This is a genomic window from Streptomyces sp. OZ13 (genome assembly GCF_052068155.1).
Lineage (GTDB): Bacteria > Actinomycetota > Actinomycetes > Streptomycetales > Streptomycetaceae > Streptomyces.
The window spans coordinates 374015-399354 of record NZ_JBQHCZ010000005.1 but is presented as its reverse complement, the minus strand read 5'-3'; the positions used below and the strand labels follow the sequence as shown (position 1 = coordinate 399354).

The following is a 25340-nucleotide window of genomic DNA, read 5'->3' as shown; positions in this document are numbered from 1 at the left end:
ACCGACGGTCCCTGTGGCTACTGCTTGGGGGTGGCTGCGGCCGTCTTGAAACCAATGTCCTGGTATCGGGGCTCGGCGAATCCGAAGGCGCCCGCGTTGACCACCTGCTTGCGTGCCGCGACCAGCTGCGGGCGCTGGTAGAGCGGAACGGAGCCGGCCGCCGCCCAGATCCTGGCGTCGGCCCTGCGCATCAGGTCACGCGCGGCGTCCGCGTCGAGCTCGCCGGCGGCCTGGTCGAAGAGCTGGTCGATGTAGTCCGTACCCACCCTCGTGTAGTTCTGCTCGACGAGGAGCGAGCCGTCGGAGGCCGGCCGGGGCTTGGCGTAGATCGGCCGGGCGTCGGTCGCCGGGAAGGGGCTGGAGGGCCAGGAGTAGAGGGCCAGGTCGTAGTCGCCCGACGCGATGTGGTCCTTGAAGAAGCTCGCGTCGTCCACCTTGATGATCTCCGTGCGCACCCCGACCCGGTCCAGCATCTGCGCGATCTTGTCGCCGACCGTGCGCAGCACCTCCGAGCCCGCGCCCGAGGGGAGGACGAAGCGGAGGCTGAGCGGCTTCCCGTCCTTGCCGAGGGCGCCGCCGACGGGGGCGGCGCCGGGTGCCGCCGTACCGCGCGGTGCGTAGGCGCCGGGCATGCCGCCCTTGTCCTCGGCCTTCCTGGCCGCCTTGTCCGTGGCGCCGTCGTCGGCGAGCGACGCTGCCTGCCGGCGGACGGCGGCGCTCTGGAGCGCGGCGCCGGGGGCCGGGGCGAGGATGTGCGTGACGCGGGAACCGGACCTCGGGTCGTGGGCCGCGGGCTTGTCGTCGCCGACGATGTAGAGCCCGTCGTCGGAGGCGGCGTCGTTCTTCTTCTCCGACGCCTCGGCCGACGGGCTCGCGGACGGCTCGGCGGAGGCCTTGCCCGGCGTCCTCTTCCCGTCCTCTTCCTTGCCGTCCTGGCCGCCCTTGCCCTTCTCGTCCGCTTTCCCGGCCTCACCGCCCGCCTTGGCCGGCTCTTCGCGGAGCCCTCCGGGCGTCCAGCCGGCGTCGGCGAGCAGCGCCTGCGCCTCCTGGGTGTCCTGCTCCCCGAGTGCGGCGCTGTTGTCGGTGTACGCGGCCTGCCCGGCCAGCGCGAGGTGGTTGCCGGGCGGCTCCGCGGGCAGGCCGAGCGGCGTGAGCACGGCGTCGGCGATCTCCTTGCGATTCAGCGCCCGGGCGATCGCGCGGCGCACCCGGTCGTCGGCCAGCGGCCCGGACTCGCCGTTCAGCGCGAGCTGGGTGTACGCGGGCTCCAGCGACTTGCGGACCTCGTACTTACTGAGGGCGGACTGCTCCTGCGCGTACTTCTTCTCCGCCTCCGCCGCCCGCTTGCGGGCCTGCTGTGCGACCTCGGCCAGCTCCTCGTCGGAGCCGTGGGCCATCGCCCACGACTTCAGGGCGGCGGACGGAGTCCTGTCGGCGCCGGGGCCGTAGGCCAGCGGGCGTCCGCCGCGTCCGGCGTCCTTCACGGCGTAGGCGATACGTTCCGCCGCCGAGGGGTCGACATCGGCCAGGTCGAGGCTTCCGGCGGCGAGCGCGGCGATCCGCTTCTCGCGCGGTACGGCCGACAGCACCAGCTTGTCGAGCTTGGGGCGGTCCCCCCACCAGCGCGGGTTCGGCACGAGCGTGGTGGTGTCGGCCGCCTGGTCGATCTTGGAGATCCGGAACGGTCCCGCCGTCACCTTGAGCTTCGTGCGGGCCCCGTCGTTGAAGGCCGCCGGAGTCCCGGTCACGTCCTTGGGGTAGAGCGGCGTGAAGAGCGACTGCCAGTCCGCGTAGGGCTTGGTGAAGGTGACCTTGACCTCCAGGTCGTTCTCGCCGCGCTCGACCTTCTGGATCCGCTCGTACCCGGCGTTGCGCGCCGTCCAGTACGAGGAATCCTTTCCGCTCAGCGCCCGCCACTGGGCGAGGAAGTCCGGGGCGCCGATCTCGCGGCCGTCGCTCCACACGGCCTGCTGGTTGAGCTTGTAGAGCACGACCTGCTTGGGCTCCCGTTCGACGATCTCCGCCGATTCGAGATAGTCGGGATTCCGCTGCGGCCGCCCGTCGGCGTCCAGGGTGAACAGGGCCGGCAGCACGGCGCCGGCGATCCGGCCGGTCGTGGCGTCCGCGTCGGCCTGGAAGGAGTTGAGCGTGGCGGGCATCGCGTCGACGGCCCAGCGCAGCGTTCCCCCGTCGGCGACGAGCTCACGGTCGGCGGGCGAGATGTCCTGAGCCGGGGGCTTCCCCCTGCTCTGCTCGTCGCCCGAGCTGCATCCGGCGAGAACGGGGAGTACCAGCACTCCGCTCGCGAGCAGTGCGACGGGGCGGAGCCTTCGGGAGCATGTCCGCCCGCGGGGGGCTTCGACCTGGGACATGGCTTGTACCTCTTCGTCCTGTTTCGTCGAATTTAGAGATGATCACACCGATTCCACTCACTGAAGTGGATGGATTGCCGCGCCGGACGGAGACACGACGGCGCTTCCGCGAAGGCCACCCGTGCGGAGGAACCGCGAACGCCCCCAAAGGGAATAAAAAGGGCGAATATGGGGGGAGTGAGGCTCCGACCATGAGGGGCGCGCTGGCAGCGCATGCGCCGGGAATCCCCGTACGTCCCCTTCACAAGCGGGGATGTGACGCGCGACACTCGCAGGCGCATGAACGACGCCACCGCACCCCGCGGAAGTGAGGGCAAGTCATGTCACAGGAAGATCTCGCGGCCGTACAGCGCCGCCTCGATGAGCTGGTCCGGCGTGTCGGCGAGCTGGAACAGACCGTCGACCGGCTGAGCGGCTCCCGCCCGCTCGCGGGCTCCGCCGCACCGGCCGCCAAGGTCCGGACCGAGCTGGTCACCATCCCCGACGCCCCGTACGACAACGCGCTGTGGACCGATTCGGACGACGAGGGACTGGGCGTCCGCGACCGGCACGCGCCCTGACCGGCCCGGACAGCAGGAGCCGGCCCGCAGGTAGGGCCGGCGGACCGGAGCCCCATCCCTGATCCCACTCCACCCGGAGCCTTCGTTGGCCACTGGTACCGAACCACCACAAGTCCATAAGGGCGTGCACGAGGCCACGCGTGCCGCCATCGGCCCCCGCCACCTGCGGACGGACCGCTGGTGGCTGGCCCCGGCCATGACGGCCGCCGGCCTGCTCGCCTTCATCGTGTACTCGACCTGGCGCGCGTTCGCAGGCGCCGACTACTACGCGGCGCCGTACGTCTCGCCCTTCTACTCGCCCTGCCTGGCCGAGAACTGCGAACCGATGCGGTCGGGCCCCAACTGGGAGATCTTCGGCAGCTGGTGGGGCCTGTCGCCCGCGCTGCTCATCCTGATCTTCCCGCTCGGCTTCCGGCTGACCTGCTACTACTACCGCAAGGCCTACTACCGGGGCTTCTGGGCCTCTCCCCCGGCCTGCGCCGTCGCCGAGCCGCACAAGAAGTACTCCGGCGAGACCCGCTTCCCGCTGATCATGCAGAACATCCACCGGTACTTCTTCTACGCCGCCGTGCCGGTCGCCGGGATCCTCACGTACGACACGGTGCTCGCCTTCCGCGACGAGCACTACGAGTGGGGCCACATGGGCCTCGGCACGCTCGTTTTCCTGGTCAACATCGTGCTGATCTGGGCGTACACCATCTCGTGCCACTCGTGCCGGCACATCATCGGCGGCCGGCTGCGGCACTTCTCCAAGCATCCCGTGCGCTACCGCCTCTGGGGCTGGGTCGGCAAGCTGAACGCCCGTCATATGCAGCTCGCGTGGGCGTCGCTGTTCAGCGTCGCGCTCGCCGACTTCTACGTCTACCTCGTCGCGTCCGGCGCCTTCGACGATCCGAGGCTGTTCTGATGGAAGGTGCTTGATGACCGAGCTCGAACGGCAGCAGTGGGACGTCGTGGTGGTGGGTGCGGGCGGCGCGGGCCTGCGCGCCGCCATCGAGGCGCGTGAGCGGGGCGCGCGTACGGCGGTGATCTGCAAGTCCCTGTTCGGCAAGGCCCACACGGTCATGGCGGAGGGCGGCATCGCCGCCTCCATGGGCAACGCGAACCCGGGCGACAACTGGCAGGTGCACTTCCGCGACACCATGCGCGGCGGGAAGTTCCTGAACCAGTGGCGGATGGCCGAGCTGCACGCCCGCGAGGCGCCCGACCGGGTCTGGGAGCTGGAGACCTGGGGCGCGCTCTTCGACCGCACCGCCGACGGCAGGATCTCGCAGCGCAACTTCGGCGGCCACGAGTACCCGCGCCTCGCCCACGTCGGCGACCGCACCGGGCTGGAACTGATCCGCACCCTCCAGCAGAAGATCGTCTCCCTCCAGCAGGAGGACAAACGGGAGCTCGGTGACTACGAGGCCGGGCTGAAGGTCTTCCAGGAGTGCACGGTGACCCGCGTCCTGAAGAAGGACGGCAGGGTCTGCGGAGTCTTCTGCTACGAGCGGGAGTCCGGCCGCTTCTTCGTCCTCGAGGCCCCCTCCGTCATCCTGGCCACGGGCGGCATCGGCAAGTCCTTCAAGGTGACCTCCAACTCCTGGGAGTACACCGGGGACGGGCACGCCCTCGCGCTGCTGGCCGGTGCCCCGCTGGTGAACATGGAGTTCGTCCAGTTCCATCCCACGGGGATGGTCTGGCCGCCCTCGGTGAAGGGCATCCTCGTCACCGAGTCGGTGCGCGGCGACGGCGGGGTGCTGCGGAACTCCGAGGGCAAGCGGTTCATGTTCGACTACGTGCCCGACGTCTTCAAGGAGAAGTACGCGCAGTCCGAGGAAGAGGGCGACCGCTGGTACGAGGACCCTGACAACAACCGGCGTCCCCCCGAGCTGCTGCCGCGCGACGAGGTCGCGCGGGCGATCAACTCCGAGGTCAAGGCCGGCCGCGGCTCCCCGCACGGCGGCGTGTTCCTCGACGTGTCCACCCGGATGCCGGCGGACGTGATCCGGCGCAGGCTGCCTTCGATGTACCACCAGTTCAAGGAACTCGCGGACGTGGACATCACGGCGGAGGCCATGGAGGTCGGGCCCACCTGCCACTACGTGATGGGCGGCATCGCCGTCGAGTCCGACACCGCGGGCGCGCTCGGCGTCCCCGGGCTGTTCGCCGCCGGAGAGGTGGCGGGCGGTATGCACGGCTCCAACCGCCTCGGCGGCAACTCCCTCTCCGACCTCCTCGTCTTCGGACGCCGGGCCGGGCTCCACGCGGCCGAGTACGCCCAGCGGCTCCCCGCACGGCCGGCGGTCGAAGAGGCACAGATCGACGCCGCGGCGGCGGAGGCGCTGCGCCCCTTCAGCGCCGAGGGTCCGGAGGCTGGGACGACGCCCGAGAACCCGTACACGCTCCACCAGGAGCTTCAGCAGACGATGAACGACCTGGTCGGCATCATCCGCCGGGCCGGCGAGATGGAACAGGCCCTGACGAAGCTCGCCGAACTGCGCGAACGGGCGAGCCGCGCCGGGGTCGAGGGGCACCGGCAGTTCAACCCCGGCTGGCACCTGTCCCTGGACCTGCGGAACATGCTGCTGGTCAGCGAGTGCATCGCGCGGGCCGCCCTGGAGCGGACCGAGAGCCGCGGCGGCCACACCCGGGAGGACTGCCCCGGCATGGACCGCGAATGGCGCCGGGTGAACCTGGTGTGCCGGCTCCGGCAGGAGGCCGACGCCACCCCGGCCGCCGGAGCCACCGGCAGGATCCGGCTCGAGCGGAGGACGACCGAGCCCATCCGTGCCGACCTGCTCGCCCTGTTCGAGAAGGAAGAGCTGATCAAGTACCTCGCCGAGGAGGAGCTGACCGAGTGAGCGCCTACCAAGCCCGCTTCAAGGTCTGGCGGGGCGACCGGAGCGGCGGCGGCCTCGAGGACTTCACCGTCGAGGTCAACGACGGAGAGGTCGTCCTCGACATCATCCACCGCCTCCAGGCCACCCAGGCGTCCGACCTCGCGGTCCGCTGGAACTGCAAGGCCGGCAAGTGCGGTTCCTGCAGCGCCGAGATCAACGGCCGGCCCCGGCTGATGTGCATGACCCGGATGTCCGTCTTCACGAGGGACGAGACGATCACGGTCACACCGCTGCGGGCGTTCCCCGTGGTGCGGGACCTGGTCACCGACGTCTCGTTCAACTACGAGAAGGCCAGGGAGATCCCGTCGTTCGTGCCGCCCCCGGGTGTCGCGGCCGGCGAGTACCGGATGCAGCAGATGGACGTGGAGCGGTCGCAGGAGTTCCGCAAGTGCATCGAGTGCTTCCTGTGCCAGGACACCTGCCATGTGGTGCGCGACCACGAGGAGAACAAGGAGGCGTTCGCCGGCCCGCGGTTCCTGATGCGCATCGCCGAACTGGACATGCATCCGCTGGACTCGGCCGCCGGGACGGGACTGGACCGCAGGACGACGGCACAGGACGAACACGGACTGGGCTACTGCAACATCACCAAGTGCTGCACGGAGGTCTGCCCCGAAGGCATCAAGATCACGGACAACGCGCTGATCCCGATGAAGGAACGGGCCGCGGACCGCAAGTACGACCCGCTGGTGTGGCTGGGGAACAAGATCAGGCGCCGGGAGGGCTGACGTCCGCGCGGCGCGGGAGCCGGCGCGGGTCCCGCGCCGGCTCCCTGGCTGTCAGCACCACCCTTCGCGGTAGGCCTTCCAGTCGCCCTCCTCCGCCGCGAAGTCCACATACAGCGCGACACCGAAAGCCTTCCTGTCGCGGTCCGTGCGCCCGAGCCCCAGCCGGGTGCCGCGCACCGCGGCCGCGACCGTCTCGGCGTTCTCGTGGTGGCCGAGATCGTCCTCGTGGAAGAACGGCAGCCCCATCAGCAGGTCGGTGCCCGGGGGCGTCACCTCGAGCGCGAGGGCGGTCTGCTGCGCGACGTAACCGCCGTACATGCCCTCCAGCGGCATCCACGTGTCGTACGACATGACGGCTATCTGGTCGACCCGCCACGCGACCTCACCGAAGAACTTCTGCGACCACCACTTCTCCCGGCCGGTGACCGCCGCGTTCACACGGTGCGCGGCGGGCAGGGGGTCGATCTGGTGGGCCGCTACCGACAACTGCGCCTTGCGGTCGCGCGTCAGCTCGCGCAGCGCGTCGAGCAGGGACAGGTAGTCGCGGTCGCCCGAGAGCAGCGGCTCCAGGTCGAAGTGGACCCCCTCGAACCCGGCGTCGAGGATCTGCCGGGCGGAGCCCACCACCGCGTCGCGGGACCGTTCGTCCAGGCGCAGTCCGTCGGGTCCGTCGTTGGCGAGCACGTCGCCCAGCCACGCCTGGACCCGGATGCCCGGCATCTCGCGGTGCACGGCGTCCATGAGCCACCGGGCACGGGGGTAGCGGTCGGCGGGCAGGGTGCCGTCGTGCTCGAGGGGGCCGGCGTGCACGTACAGGTCCTTGATGCCGGTGCCGCGGATCCGCTCGGCGAAGGCCCTGACGTCGGCGTCCTTACGGCCGTCCACCCAGGCGTGGCCGAGCCAGATCGCGTCCTTGCCGCGGGTGCGGGTGCCGTCCTGGAGGTCCCCCGCGTAGTTGATGCGCAGAGCCACCGCACCGGCGAGCGGCGGGACGAGCAGGACCAGCGCCAGGGCGAGGGCGATCCTCCTCGGCCACTTCAGCCGCGGACTCCGCCATGCCCGTACGAACGCGCCCGCCCTGTGCTTCGACCGTGCGGCCGTTCCCGTTCCCTCGTTGAAGCCCATGGGATGCAGGACTGATCACCGGGTACCCGCGGTTCCTGACGGCGTCCGGTCGCGGCGGAACAGGGGCGGACTTAGCCTCCGAAATGTGATGCGAACAGCCGCCCGGATCCTCGTCGCCGTGCTCACGGCGGCATGGTGGCTGGTCACGCCCGCCGCCGGAGGAGCCACGGCGGACGACCCCGTCGACCTCTCCCGGCAGGGACAGATCACCGACCGCACAGAGGCCCTGGGCGACCGCGAGGGACAGGTGTCCCGGGCGCTCGACCGCCTGTACGACGAACAGCGGCTCCAGTTGTTCGTCGTCTACGTCAGCGACTTCTCCGGCCGCTCCGCGCAGGACTGGACGGCGCAGACCGCCGCGAAGAACGGGCTGGGCACGAGCGACGTCCTGCTGGCCGTCGCCACCCGCGACCGGCAGTACGCCTACTGGGTCGACGCCGCCTCCCGCCTCACCGACGCACAGCTCGCCGAGGTCGCCCGGACGGCGGTGGAGCCCGCGCTGCGGGAGAACGACTGGGCGGGCGCCGCGATCGGCGCGGCCGACGGCTACGGTGCGGTGCTGTCCGGCGAACCCGTCCCCACGGTGAACATCACGCCCGGCGAGGCCGAGCCCGGCGGCGGGGGCGCGGGTACCGGCGCGGGCGACCTCGTGCTCCCGATCGCGGTCGTCGGCGGCGCCGCCGCCCTCGCCGCGTACACCTACACGAAACGCAAGCGGCGCACGGCCACCCGCACCACTCCGCGGGGCGGCCAGGAGGGCTGGGGCACGCCGGAGCAGCCACCGCTCCCTGAGCTGGACGCCAGGGCCAAGGCGGCGCTGGTGGAGACCGACGACGCGGTGCGCACCAGCCAGGAGGAACTCGGGTTCGCCACGGCCCAGTTCGGCGAGGAGGCGGCGAAGCCGTTCCAGGAGGCCGTGGCGCACGCACGGCAGGAGCTGACCGCCGCGTTCAGGCTGCGCCAGCAGCTGGACGACGCCTACCCGGAGGACGACCCCACCCGCCGCAGGATGCTCGAAGAGATCCTCGCCCGCTGCTCGGAGGCCGATCGCCGGCTCGACGCCGAGGCCGAGGACTTCGACCGGCTGCGCGCCCTGGAACGCAACGCGCCGCAGGCGCTGGACACGGCGGAGGCCGCCTACCAGGACGTGAACGGCCGTGTCGTCAGCGCGGAGGCCACGCTGGGCGTGATGCGCGAGCGGTACGCGCCGACGGCGGCGGCCCCCGTCACGAACGACGTGGAACAGGCGAAGGACCGGCTCGAGTTCGCGGCGACCGCCCTGGACCGGGCCCGGCAGGCCGTCGGGGCAGACGACAACGGGTCCGCCGCGGTCCAGGTGCGGGCCGCGGAAGGAGCCGTTGCCCAGGCCGCCCGCCTGATCGAGGCCGTCGACCGCCGGGCGCGGGATCTGGCGGAAGCGGCCGGAAAGCTGCCGAGCGCGCTGACCGAGACGGAAACCGATCTGGCGGAGGCACGCGGACTGCTCAAGGGGACGGAGGAGGGCACGTCGACCGCCGGGCTCCAGGGGCGGATCGCCCGCGCGGAGACGGTCGCCGCGGAGGTGCGCACGGCGACGGAGTCCGGGCGGTACGACCCCATCGACGCACTGCGCCGGGTCGAGGAGGCCGACGCCGCCCTGGACGAGGCGCTGGCCGGGATCCGGGAACAGGAGCAGGGGACGCGGCGCGCGCGGGCGCTGCTGGAGCGGGCCCTGCTCGGCGCGCGCTCCGGTATCGGGGCCGCCGCCGACTACATCACCACGCACCGCGGCGCCGTCGGCAGCGAGGCCAGGACCCGGCTGGCGGAGGCCCAGCGCCGGCTGGAGCGGGCGGAGACCCTGGCCGACGCGGACGGTACGGGCGGGAACGGCATCGGCGGTGATCCCCAGGCGGCCCTGGCCGAGGCACAGCGGGCGGACTGGCTGGCGCAGCAGGCGCAGAGCCTCGCGGAGAACGACGTGCGCGACTTCCGGAACCCGTTCGGGCCGGGCGGTATGCCAGGGACCCGGGGCCCCGGAGGCGGGCTCGGGGGCGCGGTGCTCGGCGGGATCCTTCTCGGCGGGATGCTCGGCGGGGGAAGGGGCGGCGGCCCGGGGGGAGGGTTCGGCGGGGGCTTCGGCGGGGGGCCCGGCAGCTTCGGCGGTGGTGGCACGCGGGGCCGGATGGGCGGTGGCCGTTTCTGAGGTCGGCCGGCCGGAGGCGTGTACGCCGGCCCGTATTCCGTTTGGCGTTCAAGGAGCCGTTCAAGGAGCAGTGGCATGACCAAGCAGACCGTTCTCGGGCGGGTCACCCAGCTGGCCAGGGCGAACATCAACGCACTGCTGGACCAGGCGGAGGACCCGCAGAAGATGCTCGACCAGCTGATCCGCGACTACACGAACAACATCGTGGAGGCGGAGCAGGCGGTGGCGAGCACCATCGGCAACCTGCGCCTCATGGAACAGGACCACCAGGAGGACGTCGAGGCCGCCCGGGAATGGGGCACCAAGGCGCTGGCGGCCAGCAGGAAGGCGGACGAGCTCCGCGGGGCGGGACGGACGGCGGACGCCGACAAGTTCGACAACCTCGCGAAGGTCGCCCTCGGCAGACAACTCCGGTCCGAGCAGGAGGCGAAGACCGCGGAGCCGACGATCGCCTCCCAGACGGCGGTCGTCGACAAACTCAAGTCGGGCCTGGAACAGATGAAGGCGAAGCTGGAGCAGCTCCGGGCGAAGCGGGACGAGCTGGTGGCCAGGGCGAAGTCCGCGGAAGCGCAGAACCGGATGATGGACGCCGTGAAGAGCATCGACGTGCTCGACCCGACGAGCGAACTCCACCGCTTCGAGGACAAGGTCCGACGGGAGGAGGCGAGGGCGCTCGGGAAGCAGGAACTGGCGGCGTCGTCGCTGGACGCGCAGTTCGAGCAGCTGGAGAGCGTGGGGGAGGAAGCGGAGATCGAGGCGAGGTTGGCGGCGCTGAAGTCCGCGTAGGGGGTGGGCGGGGGGTGGCCGCCGCGCGGGGCCGTTTCCCCACCCCGCCCCTTCCCGGAACCGGGGGGCTCTGCCCCCGGACCCCCGCGCCTCAATCGCCGGCGGGGCTGACTTCGCGGAGCGAAATCCAGCCCGCCTGGGGGCACCTCCCACGGCCGCCAGGCCGTAGGGGGAGCTTGAGGGCACCGCGCGCACGCCTCCTCAGAACATGCTCAGCAACTGCTCCACCGTCGGCTCCGCCGACCCCTCGCCGTCCGGGAGGGCCAGTTCGAACCACACCGTCTTGCCGCGCGGCGTCCGCCGGGAGCCCCACGCCGCGCTCAGGAGTCCGACGAGTTGGAGGCCGCGGCCGCCCTCGTCGGTGTCGCGGGCACGGCGGCGGCGGGGCTGGACGAGGCCGGCGTCCCAGACCTCGCAGACCAGGGTCCGGTCCCTGAGCAGCCGCAGCCGGATCTCGCCCTCGCCGTAGCGCAGGGCGTTGGTGACCAGTTCGCTGACGAGGAGTTCGACCGTGTCGACGAGGGCCTCGAGGTCCCACGCGGTCAGCTGGGCGCGGGCCAGCTCCCGGGCCCGGCCCACGGAACGGGGTTCGCGGGGCAGTCGCCAGTCGCCCACGGCCTCCGTCGGCAGACCCTGTATACGGGCCATCAGCAGGGCGATGTCGTCCTCGCCGTGCCGGGTGTCGAGGGCGCCGAGCACGTGGTCGCAGACGTCCTCGAGGGGGCGTACGGGATCGGCGAGGGCGGCTCGGAAGGCGCGCAGGCCTTCTTCGAGCGGGTGGTCGCGGGACTCGACCAGACCGTCGGTGTAGAGGGCGAGGAGGGATCCCTCCGGTACTTCGATCTCGACCTCCTCGAAGGGTTCGCCCCCCACGCCGAGCGGCATGCCCGGCGGCACGTCGAGCAGCAGGGCCTCTTCGCCCGGTTCGACCAGAACGGGCGGCAGATGGCCCGCGTTGGCGAAGGTGCAGCGTCGCGTGACCGGGTCGTACACGGCGTACACACAGGTCGCGAGGTACACCTCGGAAAGGTCCGCGTCGCGGGAGGTGTGGGCCACGCGGGAGGGGACCTGGGCTCCGCCCGAGGTGCGGCCGCCCTTGGCGGGGCTGCCGAGCCCGCGGGCGATCTCGTCGAGCGCGGAGAGCACTTCGGCGGGCTCCAGATCGAGCAGTGCCAAGGTCCTTACGGCGGTGCGCAGTTCACCCATGGCGACGGCGGCCCGCAGTCCGCGGCCCATCACGTCCCCGACGACCAGGGCGGTGCGGTGGCCGGGGAGTTCTATGACGTCGAACCAGTCGCCGCCGACTTCGGTGGCGGTGGTGCCGGGCAGATAACGGCACGCGATGTCGAGACCGGCCGCCTCCGGGTCGCCGGGGGGCAGCAGACTGCGCTGGAGGATGAGGGCGCGTTCGTGCTCCCTGCGGTACAGGCGGGCGTTGTCGATGCAGACGGCGGCTCGGGCCGCGAGTTCGACCGCGAGGGCCCGGTCCCGCTCCCCGAAGGGCTCGCTGCCCTTGGTGCGGGAGAACTGCACCAGTCCGACGACGGTGTCGTGCGCCACCATCGGTACGGCCAGCGTCGACTGGACGAGGCTGCCCTCCTCGCCGGGGATCGACCGGACGGCGGCCGTGCGCAGGGCGCCGGCGCACGGCGAGTTGAACGGGTAGCGGTGGACCTCGCCGACCGCCGCGGAGGCGCTGCCTTCGGGCGCGCAGCCCGGGGTGGTCATCAGCGGGGCGTCGGACACCGCGCTGGCGAAGGCGACCCTGCGCAGTTCGGCGCTGCCTCCTCCGAAACCTTCGGACCGGGCGGAGCCCCACTGGCCGGGCGGGGCCTCGTCGCCGGTGAGCAGTCCTTGGTACAGGTCGACGGAGGCGAGGTCGCAGAAACCGGGGACGGCGACGTCGAGGAGTTCGCGGGCGGTGGTCTCCAGGTCGAGGGAGTTGCCGATCCGGGCGCTCGCCTCGTTGAGGAGGGCGAGGTTCCGGCGGGCGTTCGCCGCTTCGCGGGCCGCGATGTGACGTCGTGTGACATCCGTGCCGACCCCGGCGACCCCGACGGGCCGGCCCGATCCGCCGTGCACCCGGTAGAGGTTGATCGACCAGTGCCGGCGGTCGGTGCTGCCGGGAGCCGTGCCGACGATCTGGAGGTCGGTGACCGGTTCGCCCGTCTCCAGGACCCTGCGCAGGGAGGCGTTCATCCGCTCCGCCTCGGGGCGGGAGAGGTAGTCGTGGACGGTGCGGCCGCGGTGGTCCTCCGCGGCGCCGCCGAAGACGGTGGCGAAACGCTGGTTGGCGCGCTGCACGGTGAGGTCGGTACCGAAGAGCAGGAACCCGAAAGGAGATTGGCCGAAAATGGCCTGCGACGCGGCGAGGTCCGTCTCTATCCGGCGCAGCGCGCGGACGTCGAGGACGATACAGAGCGCGCCCTGTTCGCCCTGGGCCGTCTCACTGGGCATCACATAGACCTCGGCGAGACCGTGCGCCCGGCTGCCCCCCGGCATCCGGAAGGGGACGAGTCCGGTCCACTCCTTGCCGTCGAGGATCTCGGCCAGTCTGCGGCGTCCTCGGGGCCGGAGCTCCGCGGGCATGAAGACCTCGACCGGGTCCTTGCCCCTGGCCTCGTCGGCAGTGATGCCGAACAGGTCCACGGCCCGGTCGCTCCACTGCTCGACCAGACCGTCGTGGCCGATCGAGAAGGAGGCCACCTTGATGTAGTCATAGATCGAGCCAGGCGGGCTGCTCTGCCATACGACATCGCTCGCCGTCTCAGGTATTTCGCTCACGCGACCGTCCCCTCCAGCTCACCGCACCGGACCGGCCATGACCGCAGTATTCAGCACTACGGCTCCCACCGACACGGCGTTCACGATCACAGAGCGGTCTCGTTCGTTTTGAGCCGACTCCGGCGTGATCGTCGTCCCTGAAGACTTCTAACCAGTGAGAGCCAGCTCGAACCACACGGTCTTACCGGTCCTGCCCCGGCGGGTGCCCCAGCGAACGGCGGAACAGGCCACTAGTTGCAGCCCCCGTCCGCTCTCGTCCTCACTGCGCGCCGGCCTTTTCACGGGCGGATCCGGAAGGGGATCGGAGACCTCCACCAGCAGGACCGGGGCCGCGCCGGACGGGTCCCGGCGGCTCATGCGAAGGTTGATCGGGCCAGGGGTGTAGCGCTGGGAATTGGTCACCAGCTCACTGACCAGGAGCACCGTCAGATCGCCGACGGCGGCGTCGATTCCCCACAGCCGGAGGGTGTCGCGGACCGCGTGCCGGGCCGCGCGCACCACGTTCGGTTCGGCCGGAAAAGTCCACTCGGCGCATTCGCCTCGGGTGCCGATCACGCCGATCACTTCCCCGGATCACCAGCGGAACCACGTCCTGTTTCAGGGGGTTAATCAGCCCATACCCTATTTGTCGCTCTCATTACCGCCCAGGGACCGCAATGGCCGCACCCGTTGCACCGGGGCGGCGGGCCCTTCAGCGGTGCGCGCCTCCCCCGGTCCCCCGGTCCGGGCGCGCCGGTGGCGGGCGCAGGCGGCGACCGCGGGCACGTCCTGGTCGAGCCAGTCGACGGCGTCGAGCTCGTCGGGCGCGAGCCAGCGCAGGGCGTCGTGGTCCTGGAGCGGCCTGGGGTCACCGGACAGCAGCCGGACCGTCCACACCTGGAGCACATAACCCGCTCGCAGCGGCCACTCGCCGGGGACCCGGTCCACCGGCTCCGTCTCGATGCCCAGCTCCTCGCGCAGTTCTCGCACGAGTGCCTGCTCGGGACTCTCCCCCGGCTCCAGCTTGCCGCCGGGCAGCTCCCAGCGGCCGGCCAGTTCGGCGGGAGCGCTGCGCCGCGCGGCGAGGAGCCGCCCCTCGTCGTACACGGCTCCGGCCACGACCACCACGCGATCAGTCATGCGGCGGAGCGTACTGGGCCCGAGCACCAAGGTGTGCGCTCCGGCGGCGCCGTCAGCGAGCTGTCCGGCCGACCCGTTCGACCCAGTAGAGCCGCTGGTGGCCGCGTCCGTCGAGCGCGTCCGCGATCTTCTGCGCCTCCGCCTCGGTCGCGTACCGGCCGACGCGGTAGCAGTTGCCGTTGCCGTCCTGCCGTATGACGAGCCAGGGCAGGACAGCACCGCTGTCGGTCATCGCGCCCCTCCCTCGGTCGGCCCGCTTGTCCGTAACGATCGCCAGGAAACCGCAGTACGCATATGCCCAACCCTACGCCTGACGTTCACTGAGCGGATACGGGTTTTCACAAAGAGACAGGAAGAGGGGCGCATCCGACTGGATACGCCCCTCCGCCTCCGCACCGGAGTCGATGCGGCGCCCGGGCGGGCGCCGCAGAAAGGTCACCTCACAGGCAGGTGATACGCGATGCGGTAGCGGTCCGCGGGCACGACGACGTCGGCGGTCTCCACCGCACGGCCCGAGGCGTAATACGTGCGTTCGACGACCATCACCACATGACCGGGGACGCCGCCGAGGGCCAGCAACTCCTCAGCGAGGCCGGGCCGGGCGCCGACCTCTTCCACCACGTTGTCCACCACGATGTCGATGGCGGCCATCCGCTCGACCACTCCGCAGCCGCCGAGCGGGCCCTCCTCGGGCAGCATGACCGGCGTGCGGCCGGTGACCTCGAGCGGCTCCCAGGAGGTGGAGAGCATCATCGCCTCCCCCGCGTCCCGGAAGACATAGCGCGTGCGCATGACGCGGGCGCCGAGCTCGATGCCCAGCCGCGCGGCCACCTCCGGAGTCGCCGCCTCCTGCTCGCTGCTGGACTCCCAGGTCCCCCGGGCGCCCTCCTCCGCCTGCTCCTGACGGAACGGGCTGGCTCCCGACGGCGGCCGGAATCCGGAGCGGGCGACCCGGCGCGGCACGGGCCGCTCCCGCACATAGGTCCCCGAGCCCGAGCGGCCCTCCACGAGCCCCTCCGCCATCAGCACCTTGCGCGCCTCGAGGGCGACCGTGTCCGAGACGCCGTACTCCTCGCGGATGCGGGCCTGCGAGGGGAGACGGGTGTGCGGCGGCAGCGAGCCGTTCACGATCTTCTCGCGGAGATCGCTCGCAACGCGCAGGTAGGCGGGCTGCTCACCGAATGTCACTGGCCACTCCCCAACAGGTTGACAGACCGCAACAGAGTCGCAACCGTCGGTTGCCGACCGCAAGCATGGGCCAACGTTTCACCCGAAGTGATGATTTGCGGCTGAGCAGAGGTTTACCGCGAGTACGAGCCGTTCGGCGGCGGTACCCCTTGACCGCAATGGTCCATACCAATACGTTCCTGCGCACACGACACCGTTCTCGGAACCCGTTTCCGGCACGCGCACAGGAATGAGCCCGATGCGTCGAAGAACCTTTGTCCGGACGGCCGTTGCCGTCTGCTCGCTCTCGCTCGTCGCCACCCTCGCCCCCGCCGCCGTCGCCGGCCCGCCCGGGAGCGAGGACAGGGGCAGCGGCCACAGCCACCACAAGCAGTCGTACAAACGTGTCGGCTACTTCACCCAATGGGGCGTCTACGGCCGGGACTTCCAGGTCAAGGACATGGACACCAGCGGCCAGGCCGCCAGACTCACCCACATCAACTACGCCTTCGGCAACGTGAACGCCGAAGGCAGATGCTTCACCGGGAACGTCCCCGGCGAGGCCGACGCCTGGGCGGACTACGTCAGGCCGCTGGAGGCCCAGGACTCGGTCGACGGCGTCGCCGACACCGCGGAGCAGCCGCTCGCCGGCAACTTCAACCAGCTGCGCGAGCTCAAGGCCGAACACCCCGGCCTCAAAGTGATGATCTCGCTGGGCGGCTGGAGCTGGTCCACCCACTTCTCCGACGCTGCCCGGACGCCCGAGTCGCGCAAGGCGCTCGTCTCCTCCTGCATCGACCTCTACATCAAGGGCAATCTGCCGGCCGACGGAGCACGCGGCGGCGAAGGCGCGGCGGCCGGCCTGTTCGACGGCATCGACCTCGACTGGGAGTGGCCCGGCTCCGAGGGCGACGCCGACACCGTGTACCGGCCGGAGGACAAGCAGAACTTCACGGCGCTGGTGCACGAGTTCCGCACCCAGCTGGACGCGTACGCCAAGTCCCGGCACCAGGCCGAGGGCGGCAGGCGCAAGCACTACGAGCTGTCGGCCTTCGTGCCGACCGCGCCGGCCAAGATCGACGCCGGCTTCGAGGTCCGCAAGATCATGCGGGACTTCGACTTCGTCAATCTCCAGGGCTACGACTTCCACGTCTCGGGCGAGAAGACCACCGCCCAGCAGTCGGCGCTGTACGCCCGCGGGGACTTCAGCGTCGACCAGACGGTCCGCGACTGGCTGCGGCGCGGCGCGCCGGCACGCAAGCTGGTGGTCGGCATGCCCTTCTACGGGCAGGGGTGGACCGGAGTGACCGGCGGAGGCGACGGCATGGGCCGTCCGGCGGCCGCACCGGCCCCGGCGACCTGGGCGGCCGGCTACGAGGACTACAAGGCCCTCAAGAAGCTCGCGGACTCCGGTGCCTACAAGGTCCACCGCGACCGGCGCAACGGGCACGCGTGGCTCTTCGACGGCACGACCCTGTGGACGTACGACGATCCCGCCGTGCTGCGCGCCAAGACCTCGTACATCCGCGACCGCGGCCTCGGCGGCGCGATGTTCTGGTCGCTCGACGGTGACACCGCCGACGGCGAACTGACGGCCGCGGTCGACGGCGGGCTGAGCCGCCGCTGATCCGGGCGGCCCCGTACGGATCCGGGTCCGTACGGGGCCGCACCCGGCCCGGGACAGGCGCCGCGGGGCGGGTCGGGGCGCTCACGCGCCGGTCGCGTACTCCTCCTCCGGCGGCGGGGTGGTGCTCAGGCCGAGGGCGTCCCGGGCGGCGATCCGCGCCTCGGTGGTCAGCGCCCCCTCCGCGGCCGTCACATGCGCCCAGAAGGCGTCCTCGTCCGCGGCCTTCGCGGCCGCGGCCCATTCTTTGCCGGACGCCTCGAACTGCCTGGCTCTCGCCGACAGCGAAGGTGACGCCCCCTCGGGCCAGGAGCGGCCGCGCAGCGCCGTCGCCTGCTCGGCCAGGACGGTGGACATCTCCTGGGCCCAACTCCGGTACGGCGTCGGGTCGTCGGCGAACTCCGCGTCCGGCTCCTCGTGGGCCGCGCTCTCCACGGCGTGCTCGGCGTTGATGTAGGAAAGCTGGTCGGGGTCGTGGGTCTCGGGGCCCACGCGGAGCGACCTGGTCAGCCCGTCGCCCGTGAGCGCGCAGGTGACCTCGCGGTCGCCGCGCGCCCAGCTCTCCCTGGTGGGGATGTAGTAGTACATCTCCACGTCGTCCGGGAACGCCCAGGAGTCCGGGACGTACGCGTCGTTGAGATCGAGGCAGCGATCCTCCGCGAACGCCTCCCCCGCCGGGCTGCCGGGTGCCGGGTCGGACCGCTGGAACCGGTAGGTCCCGGTCACCTCGGCGTCGTGCCGCTCGCCGCAGGGCACGACGTCGATGTTCACGACCTCCCGCTCCAGGTCGCCTCCCGGCACGTTGAAGCACTCGCCCTTGCGCAGGTTCTGGGTGCTCTTGGAGCGGGAGGCGCCCTCGACGCCGTCGCGGAACCCGTTCCAGGCATCGCCTGCCGCACCCGTCACCACCATGAGCAGGACGAGCAGCGTGCTGATCGACGACAGGACGATGCCGGCGATCGCCATCCCCTTGCCGCGGCCGCCCTTGCGGCTGATCTGCCCCAGCGCGACGGCGCCGAGGACCAGTCCGAGCGGCGGCAGACAGCAGACGACGCCGACGACCAGCGAGGTGATGGCGAGGCCGTTCACGGGCTCTGGCCGCGGGGGCGGCGGGTACGGCAACGGCTGCTGGTACGACGGGTGTTGCGGGTAGGGCGGCCCGCCCTGGGCGGATGGCTCCACGGTGCGGGTGCTCCTCGTCGGTCGGGTGTTCGCGCACACCGATGTGAACAGGCGCGCGAATGATACGACGCGGCACCGACACCGCCGTGAATGGCCGTGACACGGCGAAGGGGCGGCCGCTCACGCGACCGCCCCTCGACTGCTCAGCCTGTTACCGGCTCATGGCCTCGCGGCGCATGAGCTGTTCGGGCTCGATTCACTCAGAACTGGAGCGCCCAGGAGTCGATCTTCCCGGTGTCGTACGACGCGTTGTCGCTGACCCGCAGCTTCCAGGTGCCGTTGGCCACCTCGGACGACGCGTTCACCGTGTAGGTGGTGATCACGTTGTCCAGGCTGCCGCCGGACCCGTACGCCTTGAGGTTGTACACGGAACCGTCGGGAGCGACCAGGTCGATCCGCAGGTCACCGATGTAGGTGTGCTTGATGTCGACCGGCACGCGAAGGCTGGTCGGCGCGTTGCCGGCGACACCGCTGACGGTGATCGGCGACTCGACGGTGGAGCGGTCGCTGATCGTGTAGTCCGTGAGGTTCTCGAACCGGTCGCCGGTGGGCGGCTCGGTGCTGCCGCCGTCGCCGACGAAGAGAAGACGGTTCGGCGAGCCGGTGCCCGGGCTGGTCACGACACCGCTGGTGGCGGCGGTGGTCAGGGCCGTGGACACCTGGGCCGGGGTCGCGGTCTTGTTCTGCGCCAGGTACAGCGCCGCGGCGCCGGCGACGTGCGGGGTGGCCATCGACGTGCCGGAGATGGTGTTCGTCGCCGTGTCACCGGTGTTCCACGCCGACTTGATCGACGAGCCGGGGGCGAAGATGTCCAGCACGCTGCCGTAGTTGGAGAAGCTGGAGCGGGCGTCGGAGCTGGTGGTGGAGCCGACGGTGATGGCCTCCGCGACGCGCGCGGGCGAGTAGTTGGAGGCGTTGGAACCGTCGTTGCCCGCCGCCACCGCGTAAGTGACCCCGGAGGCGATGGAGTTGCGCACGGCGGTGTCGAGGGCCGTGTCGATGCCGCCGCCGAGGCTCATGTTGGCCACAGCCGGCTTGACGGCGTTCCGCGTCACCCAGTCGATACCGGCGACGACCTGAGCGGTGGTGCCGGAGCCGGCGTTGTTGAGCACGCGGACGCCGACGATCTTGGCCTTCTTGGCCACACCGTAGGAGGAGCCCGCGACGGTACCGGCGACGTGGGTGCCGTGGCCGTTGCCGTCCTGCGCCGTGTTGTCGTTGTCGATGGCGTCGTAGCCGTTGAAGGCGCGGCCACCGAAATCGCTGTGGGTGATGCGCACACCGGTGTCGATGATGTACGCGGTGACCCCCTCACCGGCGGTGTCGGGGTAGGTGTAGCTCTGGTTGAGCGGCAGCGCCTTCTGGTCGATCCGGTCGAGGCCCCACGAGGGCGGGCTCGGCTGGGTGCCGGAGATCGTGAAGACACGGTTCTGCACGACGGACTCGACGGCCGGGTCCGCGGCGAACTTCTTCGCCTGCGCCTCGGAGACCTTGACGGCGTAACCGTTCAGTGCGGCGTTGTACGTCTTCTCGATCTTCGCGCCGTACTTCGCCGCAAGGCGCTTGCCCGCCCTGGAACCGGCGTCACCCGCGGACTCCTCGAGGGTGACGATGTAGCTGCCCTCGATGGCACCCGGCGCCCCCGCGTTCTCGATGACGCCCGTGGGCGCCGGCAGGGCGGCGGAGGCCGGAAGGGCGGAGACCGTGCCGAGTGCGAGCGCGGCGACGGATATGGCGCTGGCCGCGGCGAGTCTTCGCCGCGAGTCACGCATCACAGACATGTGAGGGGTCCTCCTCATTGGTGGTGCGTTGCTTGTGGGGGATTGCGACAGGAGCATGCCAACGACGTGGCCCCAAATCCGCGTCATGTGCGTACGCCTGCCGAGCGAAAGATTGACCGATCCATAGGAATCCCACAAGAGGCCCGACCGCCAGGTAACAAGCGCGCCACACAACTGACATGCTGGCGAACCATGACGATGTACCGCTGCCCCCACTGCGGAATCAGTTCGCCGGTCGATTCTGCCACCTGGTGCTGCCCGGACTGCCGCGGGCCCTGGGACCTGGACTTCCTTGCCGCGCCGGTCCCCCTCACCGAGCTCTCCGGCCGGGTGAACTCACTGTGGCGTTACGCGGAGGCGCTGCCGCTGACCGCCCCCGTCATCTCCCTCGGGGAGGGCCGCACCCCGCTCGTCCCACTCACCGCCACCGTCTCGGTGAAGCTCGACTTCCTCACGCCGACCCTGTCCTTCAAGGACCGCGGCGCGGTGATCCTGGCCGAGCTCGCCCGGCGCCTGCCCGGAGAGCCGCGCCGCGTGATCGCCGACAGCAGCGGCAACGCGGGGACGGCCGTCGCCGCGTACTGCGCGCGGGCCGGACTGGACTGCACGGTCTTCGTCCCCGAGGACACCTCCGCCAAGAAGGTCGAGCAGATCCGGGCACACGGCGCACGGCTGGAACTCGTCCCCGGCGACCGGGAGGCCACGGCCGAGGCGGCCCGCGCGGCGGCGGGCGGCGAAGGGGTCTTCTACGCGAGCCATGTGTACAACCCCTACTTCCTGCACGGCACCAAGACGTACGTGTACGAGCTGTGGGAGGACCTCGGCGGCCGGCTGCCGGAGGCGATCGTCGTCCCCGTCGGCAACGGCACGCTGCTGCTGGGCGCGGCCCAGGCGCTGACCGAGCTCCACTCGCACGGCCTGATCGACTCCCGCCCGGCGCTGATCGCCGTTCAGGCGGAGGCCGTCTCGCCGCTGGCCGCGGCGTTCCACGCGGGCGCCGACGACCTGTTGGAGCGCTCCCCCGCCCGCCCGACGCTCGCCGAGGGCATCGCCATCCCGAACCCGCCGCGGGCACGGCAGATCCTGCGGGCGGTACGGGAGTGGGGCGGGACGTTCCTGACCGTCACGGAGGACGAGATCCGGCAGGCCCAACGCGACCTCGCGGGGCGGGGTCTGTTCGTCGAGTCGACGGGTGTGGCCTGCTGGGCGGCGGCCGGCGGCTGGACCGATCGCACGGCGGTCGTGCCGCTGTGCGGAGCGGGGCTGAAGACGGGGACGGCCCCGGCCTGAAGCGGTCCGTGACCGGTTGACATCGAGCGCGCTCCAAGTGATGCAATCCGGGCGCTGGAGCGATACACGACCGGACCGGGGGACCCCATGAACGAGAAGACCACGCACGGCGGCGCCACTCACGTCACGCTCATCACCGGCGGCGGCAGCGGGATCGGCGCCGCGGCGGCCCGCCTGCTCCTCGGCCGCGGCCACCGCGTGGCGGTCACCGGCCGGAACCCGGAGCGGCTGCGGCAGTTCGCCGACGAACTGGACTCGCCCGGGGGACTGCTCCTGCTGCCGGGCGACGCGTCCGACCACAAGTCGGTCCAGGCCGCCGTGGACGCGACCGTCGAGAGGTTCGGCCGGCTCGACGCCGTCGTGGCGAACGCGGGCTTCGCCACGCACGACACGCTCGCGGACGGCGATCCGGAGGGGTGGCGGGAAATGGTGCTCACCAACGTCCTCGGACCGGCGCTGCTGATCCGGGCCTCGCTGCCCGCGCTGAAGGAGACACGCGGCCGGATCGTCCTGATCGGCAGCGTGGCGGGCTTCCAGAACACCCCGGGCAACATCTACGGCGCGACGAAGTGGGCCGTCACCGGCCTCGCGGAGAACACTCGCCGGATGGTGACGGCCGACGGTGTGGGCGTCACCCTCGTCGCGCCCGGTCGTGTCGAGACCCCGTTCTGGGACGGTCTCGGCGCCCTGCCTGAAGGGCACCTGCTGACGGCCGGCCAGATCGCGGACTCCATCGTGTGGGCGATCGGGCAGCCGGAGGGCGTCGACATCAACACCGTGATCATTCGCCCTGTCGGGCAACCGGTCTGACCTACGGGCCTCCGGGCCGGCCGCTGGTCATCGAGCTCCCGGCCCGCCGTACGGCGCTACGATCGGCCGGTCGGCGAAGGGGGCGGGAATGCGCGGCATTTCACGGCGGGCCGTGCTGGTTCTGGGGATGGGGGCTGTCGCCTCCGCCTGCTCAGGACCGGACCCGCAGGACGGTGTGGACGAGGGGCCGCTGCGTACGGAGACGGAGCCGCTGGAGAAGAGGTTCGCGCTCCTCGGGCCGTTGAGCGACGCGCACTGGCTCGGCTACGACCGGGTGAAGAACAACGACGGCAGGTCGGTGCCCGGTCCGTCCGACATCCGGCTCGTCGGCTTCGCCCGGCTCGCGGACGGCAAGGCGGCCGAGCTGACGTCGGTCGCGGAGCGCGGGTTCGGGCCGGAGCCGCTGGGTGAACTGCCGGAGCGGCTGGCCGCGTTCGTGCCGAAGGACGCCCGGTGGCAGCACAGCGATGCCTTCGACGACGAGATGACCGGCGGCACGTACTCCGGCCGTTTCCTGCTGTCGCCGGCCACGGGCACGGTCTGTTTCGACGTGCTGAACGTGCCGTAGGCGGCGGCCCCGCGCCACGGAGGAGTGGCGTGGCCGGGCCGTGGGCCGGGCGCCGGTCAGTCCGAAGGCTTCCCGAGCGGCACGCCTGCCGGCTCGGCGTCACCAGCCGGCTCGGCCCTACTCCCCGGCTCGGCCTCACCCGGCGGCAGGCCCGCGAGACGTCGCTGCTCGTCCTCCACGATCCGGCGCGCCAGCGATCCGACCGAAATGTCGACCGCGTCCGGCGTGGCCTCCGCGACGTCGCTGCGACGGGCGTAGGCGTCGAACAGGCGGGACTTGCTCTCCAGGATGTCCAGCATCCGCTGGTCGACGCTGTCCGCGGCGAGCAGCCGGTGGACCTGTACGGCGCGGACCTGGCCCATCCGGTGGGCGCGGGCGACCGCCTGATGCTCCATCGTGGGTTTGACCTGCGGTTCGCAGATGATGACGACCGATGCCGCCTGGAGGTTGAGCCCCACACCACCGGCCTCGATCTGCGCGAGCAGCACCGCGTGGCCGGGCGCGGCCGTGAATTCGTCCACGAGTTGCTGACGGCGGGCGGCGGGCACGCTTCCCGAGACGGGGCCGAACACGCCGCCGTCCAGAGCCGCCTCCACCGTGGCGAGCACATCGCGGAAGTACGAGAAGACCACCACTTTGAGTCCGTTGACCGCGGCGTCGTCCACCAGCTCGCGCAGCCGCTCCAGCTTCGCCGACCTCTCGGGACGCGCGTACGCGGCCCTTCGCATCGCCATGAAGTTGCCGCTCGCCACGGCCTCCCGGTACGCCTCCGCGTCGTCCGCGCTGAACTCCTCCCACTCCTCCACCTGGAGCAGCGAGGGCAGTTCGGTGAGCACGTCCTGCTGGTTGCGGCGCAGATAGGCCGGGGCCACCGCCCGGCGGAAGGCCTGGGAGCCGGCGACCGCGTCGCTGCCCTGGATCTCGGGCAGCAGCGCCGGCTGGAGGTGGCGGACGAGGTTGCGGAACTCCTCGACCCGGTTCTCCATCGGCGTGCCGGTGAGGAACAGGACCCGCTCGCACCGCTCCGCCCAGCGGGCGACGGCCTTCGACCTGCGGGCGTCCGGGTTCTTCACGTAGTGGGCCTCGTCGACGACGAGCATGCCCGGCGCGGAGCCGTCGGGTACGGCCATGCCGTGCAGGGCGTCGAAGGTCGTGACGGCGATACCACCCCGCTCCTGCCAGTCGGCGTACGCGTCGGCGCGGTCCGGCCCGTGCACCGTCACGGGGCGCAGTGTGCTGCGCGACCTGATCTCGCGTGCCCAGTTGATGAGGACGCTCGCCGGGCACACCACCACGAAGTGCGTCTGCCCCTGGGCGGCGAGGTGGGCGAGTGCGGCGATGGCCTGGACGGTCTTGCCGAGTCCCATCTCGTCGCCGAGGATCACGCGGCGCTGGGCGAGCGCGAAGCGGGCGCCGAAAGCCTGGTAGCCGCGGAGCGACACGCGGCGGTGGGTGTCGTCGAGTCGCTGCCCGCGTACCCGCTCCGCGAGTTCGGCGGGCAGGAAGCCCTCCGCGGTCTCCGGGTCGGTTCCCCGGCCGGAGACCTCTGCGAGCAGGCTGTAGTACTCCGCCGACCTGAGCTCGAAGTCGACCCAGGCGGCGGCCTCCGACGCGGGGTCCCTGAGCAGATCGACCGACGCCTGCCCGAGCAGCAGTGGCACGCCGGCGCCCACCGCCTCCGCGGTCAGCTCCTGCACGCGGGCCAGCGCGGCGAGCGCCCGCTCCCGCCGGTCCCGGCCGGTGAGCATCATGCGCAGCCGCCCGCCGGCCGGCCGAGCCGCTGACAGCGGCTCGGCCAGCTGCTTCTCCAGCCGCTCCGCGGCGTCCAGGGCACGTCGCAGTCCCGGTCCGGCCTCCACCAGGCGGTGCAGGGCGACGACGAGTGCGGTGGTGCGCGGTTCCGGCCGGTCCACGTCGATCCGTACGGCGACGGTCTCCGCCACGGCGTCCGCGATCTGCCCCGCGGCGGCGATGGCCTGGTCGGCGGTCTGCGCGCCGACGCCGGAGACCTGGCGCAGCTCGTACCGTCCCGCCGCGTGCACCTGACGCACCGTGCCGTATCCGGCCGCTTCGAGGGCGCCGAGCCGCAGCCGTCCTTCGGTGACGTCCTTGAGCCGGCTCACGGGAATGGAGCCGAGCTCCTTGTCCACCAGCTCGGTGCGGATCGGGTCGAGTGCCCCGGTCACGTCCGCCAGCGCGCGGCGGTGGTCCGAGCGGACCGCCCGTGCCGCGTCGAGCAGCCGGCCGGCCTCCGCGAGCAGTTCCCTGGCGTCCCGTCCGGCGCGCGCCACCGGCGTCCCCCGACCTTCACCGCGTGCTGCCATGACGCCCCTCATGTGCCTGCCGCCCCGACGTGCGAACTCTCCCGCGCGTCGCC

20 protein-coding genes are annotated in these 25340 nt (G+C 71.6%); 10 read left to right on the top strand and 10 right to left on the bottom strand.

Annotated features, from left to right (window positions below; all coding sequences use genetic code 11):
• Positions 1-17: 17 nt before the first annotated feature.
• Positions 18-2372, bottom strand: a complete 2355-nt coding sequence (locus ACTMTU_RS15270; protein ID WP_441264020.1) for an ABC transporter family substrate-binding protein — start codon at positions 2370-2372, stop codon at positions 18-20.
• Between the two features lie 320 nt (positions 2373-2692).
• Between ACTMTU_RS15270 and ACTMTU_RS15265 the strand changes: the two genes are divergently transcribed.
• From ACTMTU_RS15265 to ACTMTU_RS15250, 4 genes are all read left to right on the top strand, one after another.
• Positions 2693-2932, top strand: a complete 240-nt coding sequence (locus ACTMTU_RS15265) for a hypothetical protein (protein ID WP_441264019.1) — start codon at positions 2693-2695, stop codon at positions 2930-2932.
• A gap of 85 nt (positions 2933-3017) precedes the next feature.
• Complete coding sequence (locus tag ACTMTU_RS15260; RefSeq protein ID WP_441264018.1) at positions 3018-3839, top strand: hypothetical protein; 822 nt, start codon at positions 3018-3020, stop codon at positions 3837-3839.
• Positions 3840-3852: 13 nt separating this feature from the next.
• Positions 3853-5778, top strand: coding sequence for a fumarate reductase/succinate dehydrogenase flavoprotein subunit (locus tag ACTMTU_RS15255; RefSeq protein WP_441264017.1), 1926 nt, complete (start codon positions 3853-3855; stop codon positions 5776-5778).
• Positions 5775-6545, top strand: coding sequence for a succinate dehydrogenase/fumarate reductase iron-sulfur subunit (locus ACTMTU_RS15250; protein WP_441264016.1), 771 nt, complete (start codon positions 5775-5777; stop codon positions 6543-6545). Before ACTMTU_RS15255 ends, ACTMTU_RS15250 begins: the two co-directional genes overlap by 4 nt.
• Before the next feature lie 51 nt (positions 6546-6596).
• Here the strand turns inward: ACTMTU_RS15250 and ACTMTU_RS15245 are convergent, their stop codons facing one another.
• A complete protein-coding gene (locus tag ACTMTU_RS15245; protein WP_441264015.1) occupies positions 6597-7670 on the bottom strand; it encodes a hypothetical protein in 1074 nt (357 codons plus the stop codon).
• 88 nt (positions 7671-7758) lie between these two features.
• Here ACTMTU_RS15245 and ACTMTU_RS15240 point away from each other — a divergent pair, with 88 nt between their 5' ends.
• On the top strand, positions 7759-9852 hold the full coding sequence (locus ACTMTU_RS15240) for a TPM domain-containing protein (RefSeq protein WP_441264231.1): 2094 nt from the start codon (positions 7759-7761) through the stop codon (positions 9850-9852).
• A gap of 75 nt (positions 9853-9927) precedes the next feature.
• Positions 9928-10638: a PspA/IM30 family protein gene (locus ACTMTU_RS15235; protein WP_441264014.1), complete on the top strand. Its 711-nt coding sequence runs from the start codon at positions 9928-9930 to the stop codon at positions 10636-10638.
• A 201-nt stretch (positions 10639-10839) separates the two neighbouring features.
• On the opposite strand, the gene ACTMTU_RS15230 is transcribed toward ACTMTU_RS15235, so the two are convergent.
• The 5 genes from ACTMTU_RS15230 to ACTMTU_RS15210 form a co-directional block, all read right to left on the bottom strand.
• Positions 10840-13422, bottom strand: a complete 2583-nt coding sequence (locus ACTMTU_RS15230) for a SpoIIE family protein phosphatase (protein ID WP_441264013.1) — start codon at positions 13420-13422, stop codon at positions 10840-10842.
• A 147-nt stretch (positions 13423-13569) separates the two neighbouring features.
• Positions 13570-13986, bottom strand: a complete 417-nt coding sequence (locus ACTMTU_RS15225; protein ID WP_441264012.1) for an ATP-binding protein — start codon at positions 13984-13986, stop codon at positions 13570-13572.
• A gap of 57 nt (positions 13987-14043) precedes the next feature.
• Entirely contained in the window at positions 14044-14541 is a 498-nt protein-coding gene (locus tag ACTMTU_RS15220) for a (deoxy)nucleoside triphosphate pyrophosphohydrolase (RefSeq protein ID WP_441264011.1), read from the bottom strand.
• Positions 14542-14593: 52 nt separating this feature from the next.
• Positions 14594-14773: a hypothetical protein gene (locus ACTMTU_RS15215; RefSeq protein WP_005312482.1), complete on the bottom strand. Its 180-nt coding sequence runs from the start codon at positions 14771-14773 to the stop codon at positions 14594-14596.
• 203 nt (positions 14774-14976) lie between these two features.
• On the bottom strand, positions 14977-15729 hold the full coding sequence (locus ACTMTU_RS15210) for a GntR family transcriptional regulator (protein ID WP_441264010.1): 753 nt from the start codon (positions 15727-15729) through the stop codon (positions 14977-14979).
• 238 nt (positions 15730-15967) lie between these two features.
• On the opposite strand from ACTMTU_RS15210, the gene ACTMTU_RS15205 reads away from it, so the two are divergent.
• Positions 15968-17335, top strand: coding sequence for a glycoside hydrolase family 18 protein (locus ACTMTU_RS15205; protein WP_441264009.1), 1368 nt, complete (start codon positions 15968-15970; stop codon positions 17333-17335).
• Positions 17336-17416: 81 nt separating this feature from the next.
• On the opposite strand, the gene ACTMTU_RS15200 is transcribed toward ACTMTU_RS15205, so the two are convergent.
• Positions 17417-18514, bottom strand: a complete 1098-nt coding sequence (locus ACTMTU_RS15200) for a DUF4190 domain-containing protein (protein WP_441264008.1) — start codon at positions 18512-18514, stop codon at positions 17417-17419.
• A gap of 200 nt (positions 18515-18714) precedes the next feature.
• Complete coding sequence (locus ACTMTU_RS15195; RefSeq protein WP_441264007.1) at positions 18715-20295, bottom strand: S8 family peptidase; 1581 nt, start codon at positions 20293-20295, stop codon at positions 18715-18717.
• A gap of 192 nt (positions 20296-20487) precedes the next feature.
• On the opposite strand from ACTMTU_RS15195, the gene ACTMTU_RS15190 reads away from it, so the two are divergent.
• From ACTMTU_RS15190 to ACTMTU_RS15180, 3 genes are all read left to right on the top strand, one after another.
• The gene (locus tag ACTMTU_RS15190; protein ID WP_441264006.1) at positions 20488-21585 is read left to right on the top strand and encodes a threonine synthase; all 1098 of its coding nucleotides are present in this window, start codon (positions 20488-20490) and stop codon (positions 21583-21585) included.
• A gap of 87 nt (positions 21586-21672) precedes the next feature.
• Complete coding sequence (locus ACTMTU_RS15185) at positions 21673-22395, top strand: SDR family oxidoreductase (protein WP_441264005.1); 723 nt, start codon at positions 21673-21675, stop codon at positions 22393-22395.
• Positions 22396-22483: 88 nt separating this feature from the next.
• A complete protein-coding gene (locus ACTMTU_RS15180) occupies positions 22484-22963 on the top strand; it encodes a hypothetical protein (RefSeq protein ID WP_441264004.1) in 480 nt (159 codons plus the stop codon).
• A 56-nt stretch (positions 22964-23019) separates the two neighbouring features.
• Here the strand turns inward: ACTMTU_RS15180 and ACTMTU_RS15175 are convergent, their stop codons facing one another.
• Positions 23020-25287: a DEAD/DEAH box helicase gene (locus ACTMTU_RS15175; RefSeq protein ID WP_441264003.1), complete on the bottom strand. Its 2268-nt coding sequence runs from the start codon at positions 25285-25287 to the stop codon at positions 23020-23022.
• Positions 25288-25340 lie beyond the last annotated feature (53 nt).

Excerpts from the sequence above, each read along its gene's own strand:
- ACTMTU_RS15270 (WP_441264020.1), bottom strand. The coding sequence starts at position 2,372 with ATGTCCCAGGTCGAAGCCCCCCGCGGGCGGACATGCTCCCGAAGGCTC.
- ACTMTU_RS15255 (WP_441264017.1), top strand. The coding sequence starts at position 3,853 with ATGACCGAGCTCGAACGGCAGCAGTGGGACGTCGTGGTGGTGGGTGCG.
- ACTMTU_RS15220 (WP_441264011.1), bottom strand. The coding sequence starts at position 14,541 with ATGACTGATCGCGTGGTGGTCGTGGCCGGAGCCGTGTACGACGAGGGG.
- ACTMTU_RS15185 (WP_441264005.1), top strand. The coding sequence starts at position 21,673 with ATGAACGAGAAGACCACGCACGGCGGCGCCACTCACGTCACGCTCATC.
- ACTMTU_RS15265 (WP_441264019.1), top strand. The coding sequence starts at position 2,693 with ATGTCACAGGAAGATCTCGCGGCCGTACAGCGCCGCCTCGATGAGCTG.
- ACTMTU_RS15205 (WP_441264009.1), top strand. The coding sequence starts at position 15,968 with ATGCGTCGAAGAACCTTTGTCCGGACGGCCGTTGCCGTCTGCTCGCTC.
- ACTMTU_RS15180 (WP_441264004.1), top strand. The coding sequence starts at position 22,484 with ATGCGCGGCATTTCACGGCGGGCCGTGCTGGTTCTGGGGATGGGGGCT.
- ACTMTU_RS15195 (WP_441264007.1), bottom strand. The coding sequence starts at position 20,295 with ATGTCTGTGATGCGTGACTCGCGGCGAAGACTCGCCGCGGCCAGCGCC.
- ACTMTU_RS15245 (WP_441264015.1), bottom strand. The coding sequence starts at position 7,670 with ATGGGCTTCAACGAGGGAACGGGAACGGCCGCACGGTCGAAGCACAGG.
- ACTMTU_RS15240 (WP_441264231.1), top strand. The coding sequence starts at position 7,759 with ATGCGAACAGCCGCCCGGATCCTCGTCGCCGTGCTCACGGCGGCATGG.
- ACTMTU_RS15175 (WP_441264003.1), bottom strand. The coding sequence starts at position 25,287 with ATGGCAGCACGCGGTGAAGGTCGGGGGACGCCGGTGGCGCGCGCCGGA.
- ACTMTU_RS15215 (WP_005312482.1), bottom strand. The coding sequence starts at position 14,773 with ATGACCGACAGCGGTGCTGTCCTGCCCTGGCTCGTCATACGGCAGGAC.
- ACTMTU_RS15190 (WP_441264006.1), top strand. The coding sequence starts at position 20,488 with ATGACGATGTACCGCTGCCCCCACTGCGGAATCAGTTCGCCGGTCGAT.
- ACTMTU_RS15235 (WP_441264014.1), top strand. The coding sequence starts at position 9,928 with ATGACCAAGCAGACCGTTCTCGGGCGGGTCACCCAGCTGGCCAGGGCG.